This window comes from Amylibacter sp. SFDW26 (assembly GCF_009184395.1).
GTDB lineage: Bacteria > Pseudomonadota > Alphaproteobacteria > Rhodobacterales > Rhodobacteraceae > Amylibacter.
Window position 1 is genome coordinate 53,354 of the sequence record NZ_WEIC01000001.1, and the last position, 15,943, is coordinate 69,296.

At 45.2% G+C, this 15,943-nt stretch carries 16 protein-coding genes; 12 read left to right on the forward strand and 4 right to left on the reverse strand.

Annotation, left to right across the window (positions count from 1 at the left end; genetic code table 11):
- Positions 1-16 precede the first annotated feature (16 nt).
- Positions 17-796 (forward strand): succinate dehydrogenase iron-sulfur subunit, encoded by a 780-nt coding sequence (locus tag F9L33_RS00295; protein ID WP_152140744.1) that lies wholly within the window; start codon positions 17-19, stop codon positions 794-796.
- Between the two features lie 126 nt (positions 797-922).
- Positions 923-2,578, forward strand: a complete 1,656-nt coding sequence (locus F9L33_RS00300) for an FAD-binding dehydrogenase (protein WP_152140745.1) — start codon at positions 923-925, stop codon at positions 2,576-2,578.
- Here F9L33_RS00300 and F9L33_RS00305 read toward each other — a convergent pair.
- Positions 2,575-5,247 (reverse strand): DUF2339 domain-containing protein, encoded by a 2,673-nt coding sequence (locus F9L33_RS00305; protein ID WP_152140746.1) that lies wholly within the window; start codon positions 5,245-5,247, stop codon positions 2,575-2,577. The two genes, F9L33_RS00300 and F9L33_RS00305, sit on opposite strands and share 4 nt — an antisense overlap.
- 141 nt (positions 5,248-5,388) lie before the next feature.
- Between F9L33_RS00305 and F9L33_RS00310 the strand changes: the two genes are divergently transcribed.
- The 3 genes from F9L33_RS00310 to F9L33_RS00320 all read left to right on the forward strand — a co-directional run bounded on the left by F9L33_RS00310 (position 5,389) and on the right by F9L33_RS00320 (position 7,654).
- On the forward strand, positions 5,389-6,252 hold the full coding sequence (locus tag F9L33_RS00310; protein ID WP_152140747.1) for a DUF1989 domain-containing protein: 864 nt from the start codon (positions 5,389-5,391) through the stop codon (positions 6,250-6,252).
- Between the two features lie 89 nt (positions 6,253-6,341).
- Positions 6,342-7,091 (forward strand): succinate dehydrogenase, encoded by a 750-nt coding sequence (locus tag F9L33_RS00315; RefSeq protein ID WP_152140748.1) that lies wholly within the window; start codon positions 6,342-6,344, stop codon positions 7,089-7,091.
- Between the two features lie 98 nt (positions 7,092-7,189).
- Positions 7,190-7,654 (forward strand): cytochrome c, encoded by a 465-nt coding sequence (locus F9L33_RS00320; RefSeq protein ID WP_152140749.1) that lies wholly within the window; start codon positions 7,190-7,192, stop codon positions 7,652-7,654.
- Here F9L33_RS00320 and F9L33_RS00325 read toward each other — a convergent pair.
- Positions 7,651-8,634, reverse strand: coding sequence for an aldo/keto reductase (locus tag F9L33_RS00325; protein ID WP_152140750.1), 984 nt, complete (start codon positions 8,632-8,634; stop codon positions 7,651-7,653). The two genes, F9L33_RS00320 and F9L33_RS00325, sit on opposite strands and share 4 nt — an antisense overlap.
- 54 nt (positions 8,635-8,688) lie before the next feature.
- On the opposite strand from F9L33_RS00325, the gene F9L33_RS00330 reads away from it, so the two are divergent.
- The 7 genes from F9L33_RS00330 to F9L33_RS00360 all read left to right on the forward strand — a co-directional run bounded on the left by F9L33_RS00330 (position 8,689) and on the right by F9L33_RS00360 (position 14,757).
- Entirely contained in the window at positions 8,689-10,068 is a 1,380-nt protein-coding gene (locus F9L33_RS00330) for a 1-acyl-sn-glycerol-3-phosphate acyltransferase (protein ID WP_152140751.1), read from the forward strand.
- Between the two features lie 91 nt (positions 10,069-10,159).
- Positions 10,160-11,074, forward strand: coding sequence for a manganese-dependent inorganic pyrophosphatase (locus F9L33_RS00335; RefSeq protein WP_152140752.1), 915 nt, complete (start codon positions 10,160-10,162; stop codon positions 11,072-11,074).
- Positions 11,075-11,283: 209 nt separating this feature from the next.
- Complete coding sequence (locus tag F9L33_RS00340; protein WP_152140753.1) at positions 11,284-11,469, forward strand: hypothetical protein; 186 nt, start codon at positions 11,284-11,286, stop codon at positions 11,467-11,469.
- Positions 11,429-12,154, forward strand: coding sequence for a LuxR family transcriptional regulator (locus F9L33_RS00345; protein ID WP_226803864.1), 726 nt, complete (start codon positions 11,429-11,431; stop codon positions 12,152-12,154). The genes F9L33_RS00340 and F9L33_RS00345 overlap by 41 nt, the downstream gene beginning before the upstream one ends.
- Positions 12,155-12,246: 92 nt before the next feature.
- Positions 12,247-12,885, forward strand: a complete 639-nt coding sequence (locus tag F9L33_RS00350; RefSeq protein ID WP_152140755.1) for an acyl-homoserine-lactone synthase — start codon at positions 12,247-12,249, stop codon at positions 12,883-12,885.
- 64 nt (positions 12,886-12,949) lie between these two features.
- Positions 12,950-14,470: an ATP-dependent RecD-like DNA helicase gene (locus tag F9L33_RS00355; protein WP_152140756.1), complete on the forward strand. Its 1,521-nt coding sequence runs from the start codon at positions 12,950-12,952 to the stop codon at positions 14,468-14,470.
- A 29-nt stretch (positions 14,471-14,499) separates the two neighbouring features.
- The gene (locus F9L33_RS00360; protein ID WP_152140757.1) at positions 14,500-14,757 is read left to right on the forward strand and encodes a hypothetical protein; all 258 of its coding nucleotides are present in this window, start codon (positions 14,500-14,502) and stop codon (positions 14,755-14,757) included.
- 10 nt (positions 14,758-14,767) lie between these two features.
- Here F9L33_RS00360 and F9L33_RS00365 read toward each other — a convergent pair whose 3' ends face one another.
- The gene (locus F9L33_RS00365) at positions 14,768-15,088 is read right to left on the reverse strand and encodes a helix-turn-helix domain-containing protein (RefSeq protein WP_226803866.1); all 321 of its coding nucleotides are present in this window, start codon (positions 15,086-15,088) and stop codon (positions 14,768-14,770) included.
- A gap of 210 nt (positions 15,089-15,298) precedes the next feature.
- On the reverse strand, positions 15,299-15,940 hold the full coding sequence (locus F9L33_RS00370; RefSeq protein WP_152140758.1) for a response regulator transcription factor: 642 nt from the start codon (positions 15,938-15,940) through the stop codon (positions 15,299-15,301).
- Between the last annotated feature and the right edge of the window lie 3 nt (positions 15,941-15,943).

Sequence of the window (15,943 nt, forward strand, 5' to 3'; positions counted from 1 at the left end):
GGCAAAGGATAAGAAAATGGTAGAATTAGCCCTTCCAAAAAACTCCCGTATGACAACGGGTAAGACATGGCCAAAACCAGAAGGTGCGACCAATGTCCGTAAGTTTAAAATCTATCGTTTTGACCCTGACACAGGTGAAAATCCTCGTTTGGACGTTTATTTCCTAGACATGGATAAATGCGGCCCGATGATTTTGGACGCATTGATTAAGATTAAGAATGAAATTGATCCAACTTTGACTTTCCGCCGCTCCTGCCGCGAAGGTATTTGTGGCTCTTGTGCGATGAACATCGATGGCATCAACACTCTGGCCTGTATTTATGGTTTGGACGAAGTGAAGGGTGACGTGAAAATCTATCCATTGCCGCATATGCCAGTGGTAAAGGATTTGATCCCTGACCTGACGCACTTCTATGCCCAACACGCAAGTATCATGCCGTGGTTGGAAACGAAGACGAACAAACCAGCGAAAGAATGGCGTCAGTCTATTGAAGACCGTAAGAAATTGGATGGCCTGTATGAATGCGTTATGTGCGCATGCTGTTCAACATCTTGCCCATCATACTGGTGGAATGGCGATCGTTACCTTGGGCCAGCAGCGTTGTTGCATGCATACCGCTGGATCATTGATAGCCGTGATGAGGCAACGGGCGAGCGTTTGGACGAATTGCAAGATCCGTTCAAGTTGTACCGCTGTCACACGATTATGAACTGTGCAAAAACATGCCCTAAGGGTTTGAACCCAGCGTTGGCTATTGCAGAGATCAAAAAGAAAATGGTTGAGCGTACGCTTTAATCCAAAACTATATACAGAATTCGAGGGCGCTTTTATGCGCCCTTTTTTGTTTTCGTTACGTTAGGTTTCACTTCTGTACGCTTAACGTTAGGGTTAGGTTATGCCTGATATTTTGGGAGATTTCGCATGGCCACCACTCAAGACACATTTGACGTAATCATCGTAGGCGCTGGGCTTGCAGGTATGGTTGCAGCTTATGAGGCAACACAACGTGGTAAATCTGTGCTGATGTTGGATCAAGAAGGTCGCCAATCTTTGGGTGGTCAGGCATTCTGGTCTTTGGGTGGTTTGTTTATGGTGGATACACCAGAACAACGCCGCTTGGGTATCAAAGACAGCCGTGCGTTGGCAGCAAGTGATTGGTATGGCTCGGCACAGTTCGACCGCCCAGAAGATGAAAACCCAAAGAAATTTGCCGAAGCCTATTTGGATTTTGCGGCGGATGAAATGCATTCTTGGTTGCATGGGTTAGGTATGCGCTGGTTCCCTGTTGTTGGTTGGGCTGAGCGTGGTGGTGAACATGCATCTGGTCACGGTAATTCGGTCCCGCGTTTCCATATTACTTGGGGCACAGGGACGGGTGTTGTGGATGTATTTGAGCGCCTTGTTCTTGCTGCTGAAAAGGCTGGGAAACTTACATTTGCATTCCGTCACCGTGTCACGGGGTTAGATGTGGACGGGGATACGGTTAAAGGCGTGTCTGGTGATATCCTTGAAGAGGATGATGCGGATCGCGGTAAAAGCACGAACCGTACTGTTAAGGGCGGCTTCTCTTATTCTGCGGATGCGATTGTGCTGACGACAGGCGGCATTGGCGGCAACCATGATTTGGTGCGCAGCTACTGGCCAGAGGATCGTTTGGGCAAAGCGCCGAAAAAAATGGTGGCGGGTGTGCCAGATTATGTTGACGGCAAAATGCACGGTATTGCTGAAGCGGCAGGTGCAGAGATTATCAATGGCGACCGCATGTGGCATTACACCGAAGGTTTGGACAATTGGGACCCGATTTGGCCAAACCACGGTATTCGCGTACTGCCGGGACCAAGTTCCATGTGGTTCGATGGTAATGGCGACCGTATGGAAGCACCGTATTTGCCTGGTTTTGATTCATTGGGCACGTTGAAACGCATTCTGTCTGCTGGTCATGAACACAGTTGGTTTATTCTGACACAAAAGATTATTGAAAAAGAGTTTGCTTTATCTGGATCAGAACAGAACCCAGATTTAACATCTGCGAAGTGGAAAGAAGTTCTGAAATCTCGCCTTGGTAAAGGGGCGACACCTGCTGTTGAGGCATTCAAAGAACATGGTGCGGATTTCATCGTTAAGGACACTTTGGAAGAAATTGTTGAGGCGATGAATGCGCTTACACCAAAGGCACCAGTGTCATTCGATCATATAAAATCACAGATCGAAGCACGTGATTTGCAGATTACGAATAAGTATTCGAAAGATGCACAGGTCACGGCGATCCGTGGGGCGCGGAACTATCTTGGCGATAAACTCATCCGTACTGCGAAGCCGCATAAGATTTTGGACACTGATAATGGCCCATTGATTGCAGTGCGTTTGAACGTTTTGACACGTAAGTCATTGGGTGGTTTACACACGAACCTTGACGGTCAGGTGTTACGTCCAGATGGGAACGTGTTCAAAGGGCTATACGCAGCGGGTGAAGTTTCTGGCTTTGGTGGCGGTGGTTACCACGGCTATAACGCCCTAGAAGGCACATTCCTTGGTGGATGTATCTTTTCGGGTCGCCAAGCTGGGCGTGCTGTTTAATCCTTTTCTTTGTCTTCAGACGTTTGTGACATCTGTAACAACCATCCTATGCCAGCCAATGTCAGGCCAAGGACGATAAATACGGTTGCACGTGCTAAACCTTGCATACCTGCAGTATCAAATAGGAATACTTTTGCGGCTGTAAGCGCGGCAAGTCCCATGCCTACTTTGCGTAAGATTGGGCTTTTGCGTGTGATGGCCAAAACGATTGTGGTTACAGTGGCTGTTAATAGGATAACTGTATAAGTATAAAGTTCGCCCACTTCCACGCCGCGATCTAAATGGATAGATGATCCATGCCAGAAACGGCGGATTTCTTGGATGGTAATAAAGACACCAATTAATGCTGCAAATATTGCTGCAATCTTTTGTGTGATAAAGCTTGGCAGCAATTTGAAGTGATAAAGTGCATATGTTGTGATTGCAGGTAAGGCATAGGCGATCATTACGCTATCAACTGGGAAGATGCCCCTGATGCTTCCAAAGAATAGCGGTGACATCATTATACCAAAAGCCAACGTACAAAGACCAAGGGTAGAATAACCATAGGCAAGGGCTGTACGGATTTTGTTCATGCCATCTTGGATAAGTGTGCGTCGGAACTGGACACCTGCAAGCATGATCCAAACCGTGGCGTATAGACCGAATGACATGTGATCCAATCGATAGGTGCTTTCTGGAACCAGTCTTGTGATGACGACACAGGCCAATAAGGCAATCGTTAAGAGTGTTGCCGTTTCAAACAACACAGTGCGATCAGGCAAGCTTGCCTTTTGTGCCATTGTGTATCCAGTGGCAAGCAAAGCAACAATTGCGCCAAAGACGACCAATACAGGCAAGAACGGTTCATCCATTGCATAGTTTGGTAATAAGTCAGCAATAACCAATCCTGTTGTGACTGTCACAAAGGCCCAGACGAGTAAACCTGTCCAATAATATTTAAACCGAATGACAAGTGATAAAGCGGCAAGGGCAAGTCCAGCTGTGCCATGCGCATATAAATCTGTTGGCAATGTGAGGTAGGCAATGAAACCACCCGCAATCAATGTACCCGCGAAATACAGATCAGAACCGATGCGGCGATGTCTGATTTTGCTGCGGAGCATCAACATGGCTGATCCACCTAGGAATATGGCTAATAAGACCGCAGATAACACCCACATATTTTCTGGTATCTGCGTTGTTTGATGCCAACTGATATAGGTCATCGCATAAATTAACAGCGGTGCCATCGTACCACTTGCGATCCAGTATAACGGGCGCACAGAACGTGGCGTGCGCCAGAATGATGCGATTAGGAATGCCAAGGCAGCGATTGTGACTGTGCTTGTATATGTAAAGAAACGGGTGATTTCTGGCAGGAAGTTTAGCCAACCCAGTGGGCTGAAGATAGAGACCGTTATGACCAGTCCTGCTGTGAAGATGAGTGGCAATTGATCCAAGTTCTGGGCGCGGTGGTTCCAATAAATCGACCATACGATCAGGCCTAAGAAGGCCATCAAAGTGACTTGCCATAGAATTAAGGATTGTGGGGAGGCTAAGCTTAATAATGCGGTGCCACCTATGGATGTTAGGACAGTCAGAATGGTTGGATAATGCGTTGATAGGTTACTTAATGTGTTTGGATTCAACATATCCGTATCATCCCAACTTGGCCGTATACCAAAAGCAGGAACTGTCGTCACACCAAGGATCGTCGCGACCACATAGAGTGCCAAATAAGGTTCATTCGGAATATCTAGATTTAACAGAACACCCCATAGCAATGTGGATGTCACTGCGATTGCAGAGAGCCATGCCCAACGTTGATAGCGTTCAACGGCTAAGGCTGAAGCGAGAATAATTAAGAAATAGAGGTATAATATCGGATGAGCACCAGCGCCTGATGAAACAAGCATTGGCGATACATATGCGCCTAATATACCGATCACAGCCAATACGGGGCCATAAATCAAGCTGCCTGCAACAGCGATGAAAGAGACAAGGACAAGCGCGCCAAAAGCAACGGATTGGTTTGTAAGATCGTATAGGGTGTGTGCCGCAACATTGCCGCCATAAAGGGATGCAACACCCCCTGCAGCAAGCGCCACGGGAACTGTGAACCAGCCTTGCATCCCAATATTGGGTTTGCGGCGCAGGTATTCTGCGCCAATGATTAAAGCTGTACCAAAGCCCAATGAACTTAAAACGCGGGCAACGGGACCAAGATATCCCTTTTCAATGCCATACTGGACAAAGAACAATCCGCCACAAGCCAATGACAAAGCTGCTAGCCATATGATCCAGTTTTCAGTGATACTTTTGGATGCGCGCGCAATAAGAGTGTCAAAAAACGAAGGTTCTGCTGGTGGTGTTTGTACAGGAGCAGCATTAGAGAGCTGTGTGTCTTGTCGCTGTTCTGGTGGTGTCCACGGTGCTTTTGTTGCTTCGGACTTGGACTTTGGTGTTTTTGATTTTTGTGGTTCAGGGTTTTCTTTTGCCGCGACCTTAACCTTTGGTGGTGTTTTTTCAGTTGGTGCTGTGGTTTCAGCCCCAATTTTTAAACGCTCAATTTCAGCCCGTAATGCCCGCAATTCCGTCTCTGCGCCTTTTGCCTTTAGAAAAGCAATCAGTGGCATAAGCAAAAGATATGCACCCAGCAGTAAACCAATTATTGAAATGGCAGCCATAAAAATTCCCCTTATAATTGGGTGCAACCTGACCAACAGCTGGAGGGTTGTCAATAAATTTGGCACATATTTGCGAGTTCTACTTTGACGTTTTGATTTTCTGTGCCACGCTTTGTTATCAGCACTATGAGAGGCAAAGGTATGAAGTATAATCCGCAAAATACAGGGCCGCAAAATGCACAAGCATTAAAGGATGTCGAGCCTACGGTTTGTTACCCGATCAATACTTTGCCGAAGCCGCAGATGGCGCTTTTTGAGAATGCTCGCAAGGATATGTCATTGGTGGATCAGGTGATTATACCACCGCGTGATGCGCGATGCTTTACTGTGCCAGCGGGACACTTCTTTCGGATTGTAAGCGTGGAAGGGTCGCAGGTGGGGGATTTGAACCTGTGGAATGCGCAGGACTTAGACGAAAAATTCTATTCTGGTAAAACGCGTGCTTTGCACGGAACGCATATCAGCACAGGGGATCAGATGTGGTCCAGCTTTCCTGCGATGCGCCCTATGGCAACGGTGACACATGATACGTTGGATTGGTATGGTTGGGATCAATATGGTGGATCTGTGCATGATGTGATTGGCACACGCTGTGATCCCTATACGCACGATGTATTAAACGGTGTGGATTATCATTATTGCTGTCATTCTAATCTGACACGTGCATTGGCGGATGAACGTGGGGTATCTTTGAATGAGGCTGAACGCTATGTGCATGACGTTTTAAATGTTTTTATGTGTACAGGGTTTATGCCAGATACGAAGCAATACTTTATGAAAGCTAGCCCTGTACGTGTGGGTGACTTTATTGAATTATTTGCTGAGATTGATTTGTTGGGTGGCTTGTCGGCTTGTCCAGGTGGGGATTGTAGTGCGTCACATTCAAGTGATGCAGCACAGTGTTATCCTTTAAAGGTGGAAATTTATAAACCGAAAGAGGGGGCATTGAAAGAGTGGACGCCTCCAGCATTAAATGGATACTCACGCAGCCATGGGGTTGAGTAATCGGCTGATTTTCACCTATTTTTGCTATGTAGCAATTTGGCAGTTTTAAAAAAATAGGTAAGTTTCCGTGGACGACTAGGAGAATTGCTGTGCTTGCAAGCAAAGCGAAATATATTGGATGGGTGGCTGCAGTAGCGATTGCAGGGCCTGTAAGTGCGCTTGATACAACATCTTGTCCTGCAACGGCAGGAATATTGCTTCAATCATGTGGGCAACCTGTTTCTGTCAATTTGCGCATTTTGCCAGATGAGATTACGCAAAGCCCTGATCATCTGCTGACTGTAGCAGGAACATATTCCAGCGGAGATCGCTTTGGGATAGAAGGTTTGGTGATCAAAGATGGTGTTCAGATTAGCAGACGCTATCAAAATTGGGATGGTGTGTTGATTATCGCTCCTGATGGTAGACCAAACATTTACCGCGCTGATGATGTGACGGTTGACGGCGCAAACTATAATTTGAAAGATGCACCTTCACGCCGCGCATTTATACAGAAAGCGCTTGAAAGCCGTTTGACCGTATTACAATCTCATCTTTTGATATCTGGTGGCAATTTGGATTTGAGTGATGTGCCTGATGCGCCAAAATTCAAACGCCGTTTATTTGTGACACTACCTGATGGAAGCTTTGGTATTTGGGAAACCGAAATATCCGAAACGCTTTATGATGCCGCTGTACAATTACAAGCAGGTTTAGGGCCATATATGGCATTAAACCTTGATATGGGCGCCTATGATTATTGCCAAAAAGGGCCTGTTGGTGATCAAAGCGATTGTGGTCGTCTTTTGGTGTCTAAAGACAAATTGACCAATGTTTTGGAGTTTTCGCATAAAAAGTAGGTCAGTACATCTATGACGCACATGTGATTGCTTGTCCCAAGTTTAATCTATCTATATTTTTGAAACGTACTAATCTGTTTAAAAATTTGGGAGTTATTATGCTAAAGAAATTTGGGCTTATCGCAGCTACACTATCAGCCACGCTAGCTATTTCTGTAACCACGACAACAGCACATGATGGTGCCACTGGCATTGTTAAGGAGCGCATGGAGTCTATGGAACATGTTGCTGGCACAATGAAACTATTGTCGAAAATGGCGAGCGGAGAAGTTGCTTTTGACGGTAAGACCGCATCTTTGGCAACAAAAGAAGTTGCAAAAAATATGTCGACTTTCCCAAAACAATTCCCAGAAGGTTCGGATAAACACCCAAGTGAAGCTGGGCCTGCAATTTGGACGAACAATGCTGAATTCGTTGCGATTGCAAAACAATTGGAGGGTGCCGCAACCAAAGCGACAAAGACTCTAGCTGGAGCATCAGATAATTCAGTTGTAGCGGGCGTTCTGGGGGATATGGGCAAAACTTGTAAAGCTTGCCATTCTAAGTTCCGCGTTAAACGCTAAGCGTATTTTTCGGGACCGTTCCACAAAGCATCGTTGTAACGGTCCCCATAAGCAAACCCGATTGGCAATAAACGGTCAATCTCTGCACGATCATCATCTGTAAATGAAATTTCAGTGGCTTGTGCCCATTCTTCTACGTGACTTGCATAACGTGTGGCGGGAATTGGAACCATTGTATCGTTTTGATGTAATATCCATGCAAGTGCTGCCGCTGGCACTTTCCAACCTTTATCAGCACAAAAAGCTTTGAACCCATCAATCATATGGCAGTTGTCAGAATAGTTGGGTTCTTGGAACCGTGGAATTGCATGACGGAAGTCTTTTGGATCAAGTTCAGACAAGACTGGGTAATTTTGTGCAAATATACCGCGGCCTACAGGGGAAAACGGTACAAATGTGATATCCAAAGCTTCGCATGTTTGTAAAACGCCGACTTCTGGCAAACGCGTCCACAATGAATATTCGTTTTGGACGGCACATAGCGGTGTCACGGCATTGGCGCGACGAATAGAGGTTGGTCCAACTTCTGATAGCCCCCAACCGCCAATTTTACCTTCTTTGATCAGTTTGCCCATCGTTTCGGCAACTTCTTCAATCGGACGATCGGCTTCGCGGCGATGTATGTAGTAAACATCGACATAATCAATGCCCAAACGTTTGAACGAGCCACGCAAAGCATTGCGGATATATGGTTCAGAATTGTTGAATTTGCGAGGCGGCCCCACATCAATTCCGCATTTTGTTGCAATTTTCAGGCCACGTGATTGCCCACCTAGAAATCGCCCAACGATTTCTTCGGATTTCCCCATGCCGTAAATGTCAGCGATATCCAGAAAGTCGATACCTATATCAACGGCTGCAGCCAGGCAATTTTGGCTTGTTGTTTCATCTGTGGGGCCAAAAAAACCAGAAAGGCTCATACATCCTAAACCTATTTCACTAATTTGTGGGCCATTTGCCCCTAATTTACGATACTTCATGGCCTGTCTCTTATTTTTGCTTTTGCATTCTTGTGATCCTGATACGGTCTATACATGTTCGAAACAATAGAGATTCCCACCTGGACCGTTTGGTTGGCTGGTATTTTAGCCCTAATTGGTCTGTTAGATCGGATTTTAATGCCTACGGTGCGGTGGTATCTGACACGGCGTATGGATAAAGCAATTGCTGTATTGAACGATAAGTTACAATTAAAGATCCAACCGTTTAAGTTGATGCAACGTCGTGTGATGGTTGAACGTTTGGCTTATGATCCACAGGTGATTGAAGCGGTCCTAGAGCATTCTAAAACAGAAGGTGTGCCATACCGTGTGGCAGAACATATGGCATATGGTTACGCGCGTGAAATTGTGCCCTCATTTTCAGCAATGGGTTATTTTGGGTTTGCTATTAAAGCAACCCGTTGGCTGTCACGCGCATTATATCGGGTGCGTTTAGGGTATGTGGATGAAGAAGCACTAAAAGCGATTGATCCCGAAGCGACAGTGGTGTTCGTGATGAATCACCGTTCGAATATGGATTATATCCTCGTAACATACTTGGCGGCTTCACGTTCGGCTTTGTCCTATGCTGTTGGAGAATGGGCACGTGTTTGGCCCCTTAAACAATTAATCCGCAGCATGGGTGCATATTTTATCCGCCGAAAATCACGGAACTTATTGTATCGCCGTGTGTTGGCGCGTTATGTGCAAATGGCAACTGAGGCGGGGGTTGCTCAAGCTGTTTTCCCTGAGGGAGGTTTATCTCGCGATGGAAAGTTGAAGCCAGCGAAACTGGGGTTATTGAATTATATGGTGTCGGGTTTTGATGCTAAAACCAGCCGTGACATTTGTTTCGTTCCCGTTGGGTTGAATTACGACCGTGTGCTTGAAGATCGTGTTTTACTGGCATCAGATCGTGGCGATAAGACGGGGCTTTGGTTCAAAGTGTTCACCTTCTTGAAGTTTATTGTTCGCCATTTTGCTTTACGTATTACGGGTAAGTTCTATCGTTTTGGATATGCGAGCGTAAGCTTCGGGGCACCTGTTTCACTCAAAAAATTCCTAAAAGAGAGAAACTTTCGCAACCATGAGGCATTGACGAAAGCGCTTGGAAGAGAACTGATGGATAATGTTGGGCGTGTGATCCCGATACTTCCCGCATCATTAGTGGCCAGAATTTTTCTAACGAACCAAAAGAAAGCTTTGACCAAAGACGAGATCATTACCAAGTGCAATCGATCATTAGAGCGCCTTCTTGCGAATGGTGCATATATGCATATCCCGCATAAGAATTTTGAGTATGCGGTAGAGGTTGGCTTACGCATGTTAGTTCTACGTAAAGCGTTGATTTTGGAACATGGTAAATACCGTCTTGAGTCGTCAGAATTACAATTGATCACCTATTACGCTAATGCGATTGCGCATTTAGGGTGAAACAGGGGTGTTTTATGCAAAAACATTGGGGTGACATATCTGTTAGTGAGGCCTATAAGGACCGCGAAATTCTTAGCAAAATGGCACAGACATGATTAAAGTTTTTGGGCACAAAGCCCCTGATACAGACGCAACCGGTTCCGCAATTATCTGGAGCTGGTTTCTTGGCACAAAAGACGTAGAAGCGACACCTTATGTTTTGGGCACACCAAACACAGAAGCTGCATTCGTTTTGGAACGTTGGGGTTATGAAACACCTGAATTGTTAGAAACGGTAACAGCTGATGATATGGTTGTTGTTGTTGATACGAACAATCCCGCTGAATTGCCTGAGGGTATTAATGACACAACAATTATCGAAATCATCGATCATCACATGTTAGTGGGTGGTTTGAAAACCAGCCAACCTATTAACATCACAATCGCACCTATGGCATCGACTGCGACTGTTATGGCCGACATGATGGGCGATGATTTGGAAACAGCACCTGACGCGATCAAAGGTTTGATCCTGTCTTGTATCTTGTCTGATACATTAGAATTCCGCAGCCCGACCACAACTGACTTTGATGTCGAATTGGCAAATCAATTGGCTGGTGAGCTTGGTCTGGATATCCCGACATATGCAGGTGAAATGTTTGCTGCAAAATCTGACGTTTCGCATTTTTCTGATGCAGAACTTTTGCGCTTGGACAGTAAAGAATACGAAGTAGGTGGCACTAAATTCCGCGTGTCTGTTTTGGAAACAACGAGCCCAGAAACAGTTTTATCGCGCAAAGCTAGCTTAATCGATAGCATGACTGTTGTTGCATCCGAAGATGGTGTTGATCAAGTACTGTTGTTTGTTGTGGATATTCTAAAAGAAGAAGCAACATTACTTGTGCCAAATGGCTTGGTGAAATCAGTGGCAGAAAAATCATTTGATGCAAGTGTGAATGGTGATGCAGTTGTGTTGCCGGGTATTGTTTCACGCAAAAAACAGATTATCCCAAATCTAAACGTATAAAATTTAATATATCGATCTTTAAAAAGCGCCATAAGTGGCGCTTTTTTTTGTGTTTAGTTACAATCAAAATATCCAATACATTAGAAATCAATAACTTAGAATGGCAGCACTCACCATTTATGGGTATGTGGTAAATGCGAGTTATCTGATTTGTGCAAGAATGCTAACCTAACGTTAACCTTCTATTAACTATTCTTCGGGAGATTAGAATGAAAGAAGTTTGGATGATTGATGTATTAGCGGACTTGCGCAAGTACGCGTTAAATAACGAAATGAGTGCTTTAGCAGACCAATTAAATGCGACCATCCATGTGGCCACCAATGAAATGGCGCCACAAGCTGGGGGAAAAGCATTTGTTGGACACTGTGCAGATAAAGTTAGAGGCGTATTGTGACCGTTTGGCCCTTTGCGAAACCTTGGAAGATCTTCATGATTTTTTGGATTGGTTAAAAGCCTTTCTAGAAGTTGAGCATGTTGCTTATCATGCGATTTCCCGTAATAAAAATCCTTTGATTATGGTTACATATTCGCCTGAGTGGTCGGATTATTATATGGATGAAGAATTCCATAAAATTGACCCCGTTGTCCAAAATGCATTCATGCGTTTTCAACCCTATGATTGGAAAAGTCTGTCTTGGACGACCAAAGCAGCGCGCGGCATGCTTGCCGAAGCCATAGATGGTGGTGTTGGGGATCAGGGATTGTCAGTTCCCATACGAGGGCCAAGTGGTGATTTGGCTTTATTTACAATTAATCACCGAACATCGGATCTAGAATGGTTGCGTTTTTGCGAAAGCCATATGCACGTCTTGTTATTGATTGCACATTACCTGCATCAAAAAACACGCGCAATTGAACATTATGGTGAGGTGCAAAGTACACCATCCTTGTCACCCCGAGAGCGGGATGCATTAACATATTTGGGGGCTGGGCGTAATCGCGGGCAAGCAGCACAACAACTGGCAATTTCCGAACATACATTGCGTGTCTACATCGAAAGTGCACGCTATAAACTAGGCGCTGCAAACACTGTCAGTGCAGTGGCACGCGCAGCCTCTATGGGATTAATCCAAATTTAAGACCTCATTCAAAGCTCTTAGGGAAAGGAAAAATTAACCAATAATTGGTTAACCTTTTGGCACTTATTAACTAGCCAATAGGAGCAAAATAAATGCTTAATTATCTTTATGCTGATCAATTAGAAGATTTTCCAAAACTAAAACACACAATGTTTCGCGATCGCGCCACGCAGTTTTCTGAACGTCTAAAGTGGGAGGTGGCAGTAGACGAAAACGGGTATGAAAAAGACGAATACGATGCCCAAGGTCCGATGTATGCAATCTGGCGCCGCAACGACGGAACACATGGTGGGTCGATGCGTATGATGCCGACAACGGCACCTTGTATGGTGAACGACCATTTTTCCCATATTACAGGTGGCGCGATCACAAGTCCGCTTATCTGGGAATGTACGCGCTTTTGTTTATCACCAGATATTGGCGAAGAGTCTGCACGAGTTTCGGCAGCTATGATGTTGGCTGTTTGTGAATTGGGTTTAAAGTTTCATCTGCAACACGCAATAGGTGTATTTGATCCACGCGTTTCGAGAATTTACCGCACATTGGGATGGTGTCCAGAAGTTATAGGGTCATCAGGGTTAGGTCGTGAGAAAATCCAAGTGGGGCTTTGGGATTTTAGCGAAGAAACCCGCCATATCCTATGTGTTAAAACAGGTATAACACCTGAATTGTCCACGATGTGGGTTGAGCGCGCTTTTGATGCACCAGTTTTACAAGAACAAATCGCCTAATCCACTGGTCATACAGACCATCTGAGAATAGAGTGCCTGAAACCCAAAAGGGATTCCAACAGGCATGAAATTCTCAGACGATCAGGCTGTAGCCTATGACACAATCGGTGAAGCGTTAAAGCGCGCTGGTGTGGACTTGGACAACGCTACATTACTTCCTGAAACTGGGAACGCACAAGTGTTTGCTGTTCTTGGCAAAGCTGGGTCTGGTAAAACCATGTTGCTTGCAAAGCTTGGTGAAGCTTTGCAAGAAGCAGGCGTTGATATCATTTCGGGGGATTACGAGGGTAAGGCGCGTAAAGATCGCCGTACACTGGCTATTCTTGCCCCAACAAACAAAGCCGCAAGCGTGTTACGTAATCGTGGTGTCGCAGCGACCACAATTCACCGTATTCTATACACGCCTATGTATGATCCAGAGTATGAAAAGATCGCAGAATGGCTAGAGGGAAATGGCGAAAAACCTGAAATCGAAGGGTTAACAGATGCGGCCCTTGAACGTGCTGCATTGTTCTACAAGACCAACAAATCTATTCCGGGTGCAATGGCCACTGCAGGGTTGCGCGGTTCTGATTTTATCATTGGCTGGAAGCGTCGTGAAGATCCACTGGACATAGGTTTTATTGATGAGTCATCAATGCTGGATGACAAACAATTTGATGATCTTTGCGATATATTTTCGACACTCATTTTGTTTGGAGATCCGGCCCAGTTGGCACCTGTAGGCCAGTCTGGCTCTATGTCTTTTGACAAGGTTAATGAAAAACGCCGACTTGTGTTGAGCCGGGTTCACCGACAAGAACAAGATAATCCGATTTTAGACCTTGCTCATGCATTGTCGGATTCATCTTTGACGTTTGAGCAGTTTGAACGCCAAATAGAGGCCGCCGCCGCAAAAGATGACCGCGTGGTCATTGCGCCTAGAGTTGAGGCAAGCTTGATGGCGCGGTCTCCAGTCTTGGTGTGGCGCAATGCTACCCGTATTCGCTTGATCCAAGCTTTTCGCGGCGCTTATGAAGCCCCAATAGATATGCTGTTGCCGGGCGAGCCGTTGATTTGCGATGGTATTGAATTACCTGCAAAGCATCGTAAAAAACGCTTAGATTTAGAAGCGCGTGGCCTGATCAAAGGAGCCCAAGTCGTTTATCTAGGGGAGGGGCGTAAACCTGGTTTTTCGCGTTTAAATGTTATTGGTGCACATGATCCGCTTGTCTCAGCTGCAACGATTATTCAGATTGAAACCCCCGACCAAGAAGAACCTTTCATTCCTTACGCAGCACGTATGGGGGCAACATTTCTTCATGGCGCAGCCTGTACAATTCATAAGGCACAAGGATCGCAATGGGAGCAAGTACAGGTATTTGCCCCCGACATTTACGCAGCAGCACGCGCTGGGCGCACAGAAGCGGGTATACCAATGTGGAAACGTCTGGCTTATGTTGCTATCACACGTGCAGAAACGCGTCTACATTGGGTGACGCGTTACAGATTAGGTAAACCAACAGAGCCGCTTGATACGAGTGATCTGAAGAATATCCCTCCACCCGCTTTGGAACTGACCGTTGAACCTTTGGACGGCATCTGACAAAAGAATAAAAAATATGGAAAACAATAATGAGTGATGATCAAGAAAAATCAAAAGACACAGCTGGGAATAGTCTTTTTATTCTGGGGCTGATGATATCTATCCCTTCTTTGGTCTGCTATTTCTTCCCTAGCCTATTGAGCTCTACTGGTGCAGGTGCGCCAGATAGTATGGCGCAGACGTTCTTCTTTTATGTTGTTTATGTGTTTTTCCCGATTTGGGTTGTGACTATGGTTTGGCTATACCGAATTGGCGAGCTGAGTATCGGGAAAAATTACAAAAAATAGCTGTTAATTACTATGAACTGCGTTGATTTTTCCAATCACTCATTGCTGTTAGAATTGGGATAAGTGTCTTTCCACCTTTGGTAAGCGAGTATTCAACACGAACTGGAACCTCTGCGAAAACTTCGCGTAGGATCAATCTATCTTGTTCTAATTCACATAAAGATTTTGTCATCATGCGGTCTGATGCTTGTGCGATTAAACGTTGTAATTCTAAAAAACGTTTTGTTCCTGAAAGTAAATGGTACAACAACATTGGCTTCCATTTACCACCGATGATCATAACAGCCGCCTCGACTGCACAGTCTTTGTAATTTTCTTTATGCTCATTCAATTATCGGGTCAGAAGTGAATGGTGATACTGGTTTGCTACAGGTTGAATGGCGTTTTTAGGCGGTTGATGGCACACTTATTGCTGAAGGGCAGTCAACTGAAGTGGTTAAAAAATTTGAAAACGGCGTTTGGGGTTATTTTATCGATTGCCCTATGGGACCGCCAAGCTTGGCTGAATAAAAAGATATGTAAAAGCGTTTTAGCGGCGCTTTTACAAACCCAGTTGGCGTGCGATTTTTGCTAAAGTGGCAGCGTTACCGCCACCTGTTTTATCTCGAATAACAGAACGATGGCTTTCGACCGTGCGGATGCTAATATCCAAACGATATGCGATTTCTTTGTTTAGATGGCCTTCGGCAATTAAGCTGAGGACCTGTTTTTCGCGATTGGTTAAACCGTAATCTGTTGGTGTTTTTTGTGTGTCTGAAGGTGTGTTTTGTAAAGAAGCAGCGACCTTTGGACCCAAGTATATGGCACCCTGTGAAACAGATTTAATTGCATTCAGCATTTCAGGTTTGGAAACATCTTTTAGCACGAAGCCACTGGCGCCAATACGTAAAGCTTCTTGGACGTATTCATTGTCATCATAAATGGATAAAAACAGGATACGTGTTTTTATCCCTAAAAGCTTGATTTCTTTTGCGGCTTCTAATCCGTTCATTTCAGGCATGGAAATATCCATTAGTAAAACATCCGGTTCATGTTCCTTACACAATTCTACGGCTTCTTTTCCGTTACAGCCTTGCCCAATGATTTTGATGGTGCTGACATCTGATAAACGCGCCACAATGCCTTCACGTAGCAGGTCGTGGTCATCGACAATTAACAGGTTTATAGTTGGTGCGGTTGTCAATTT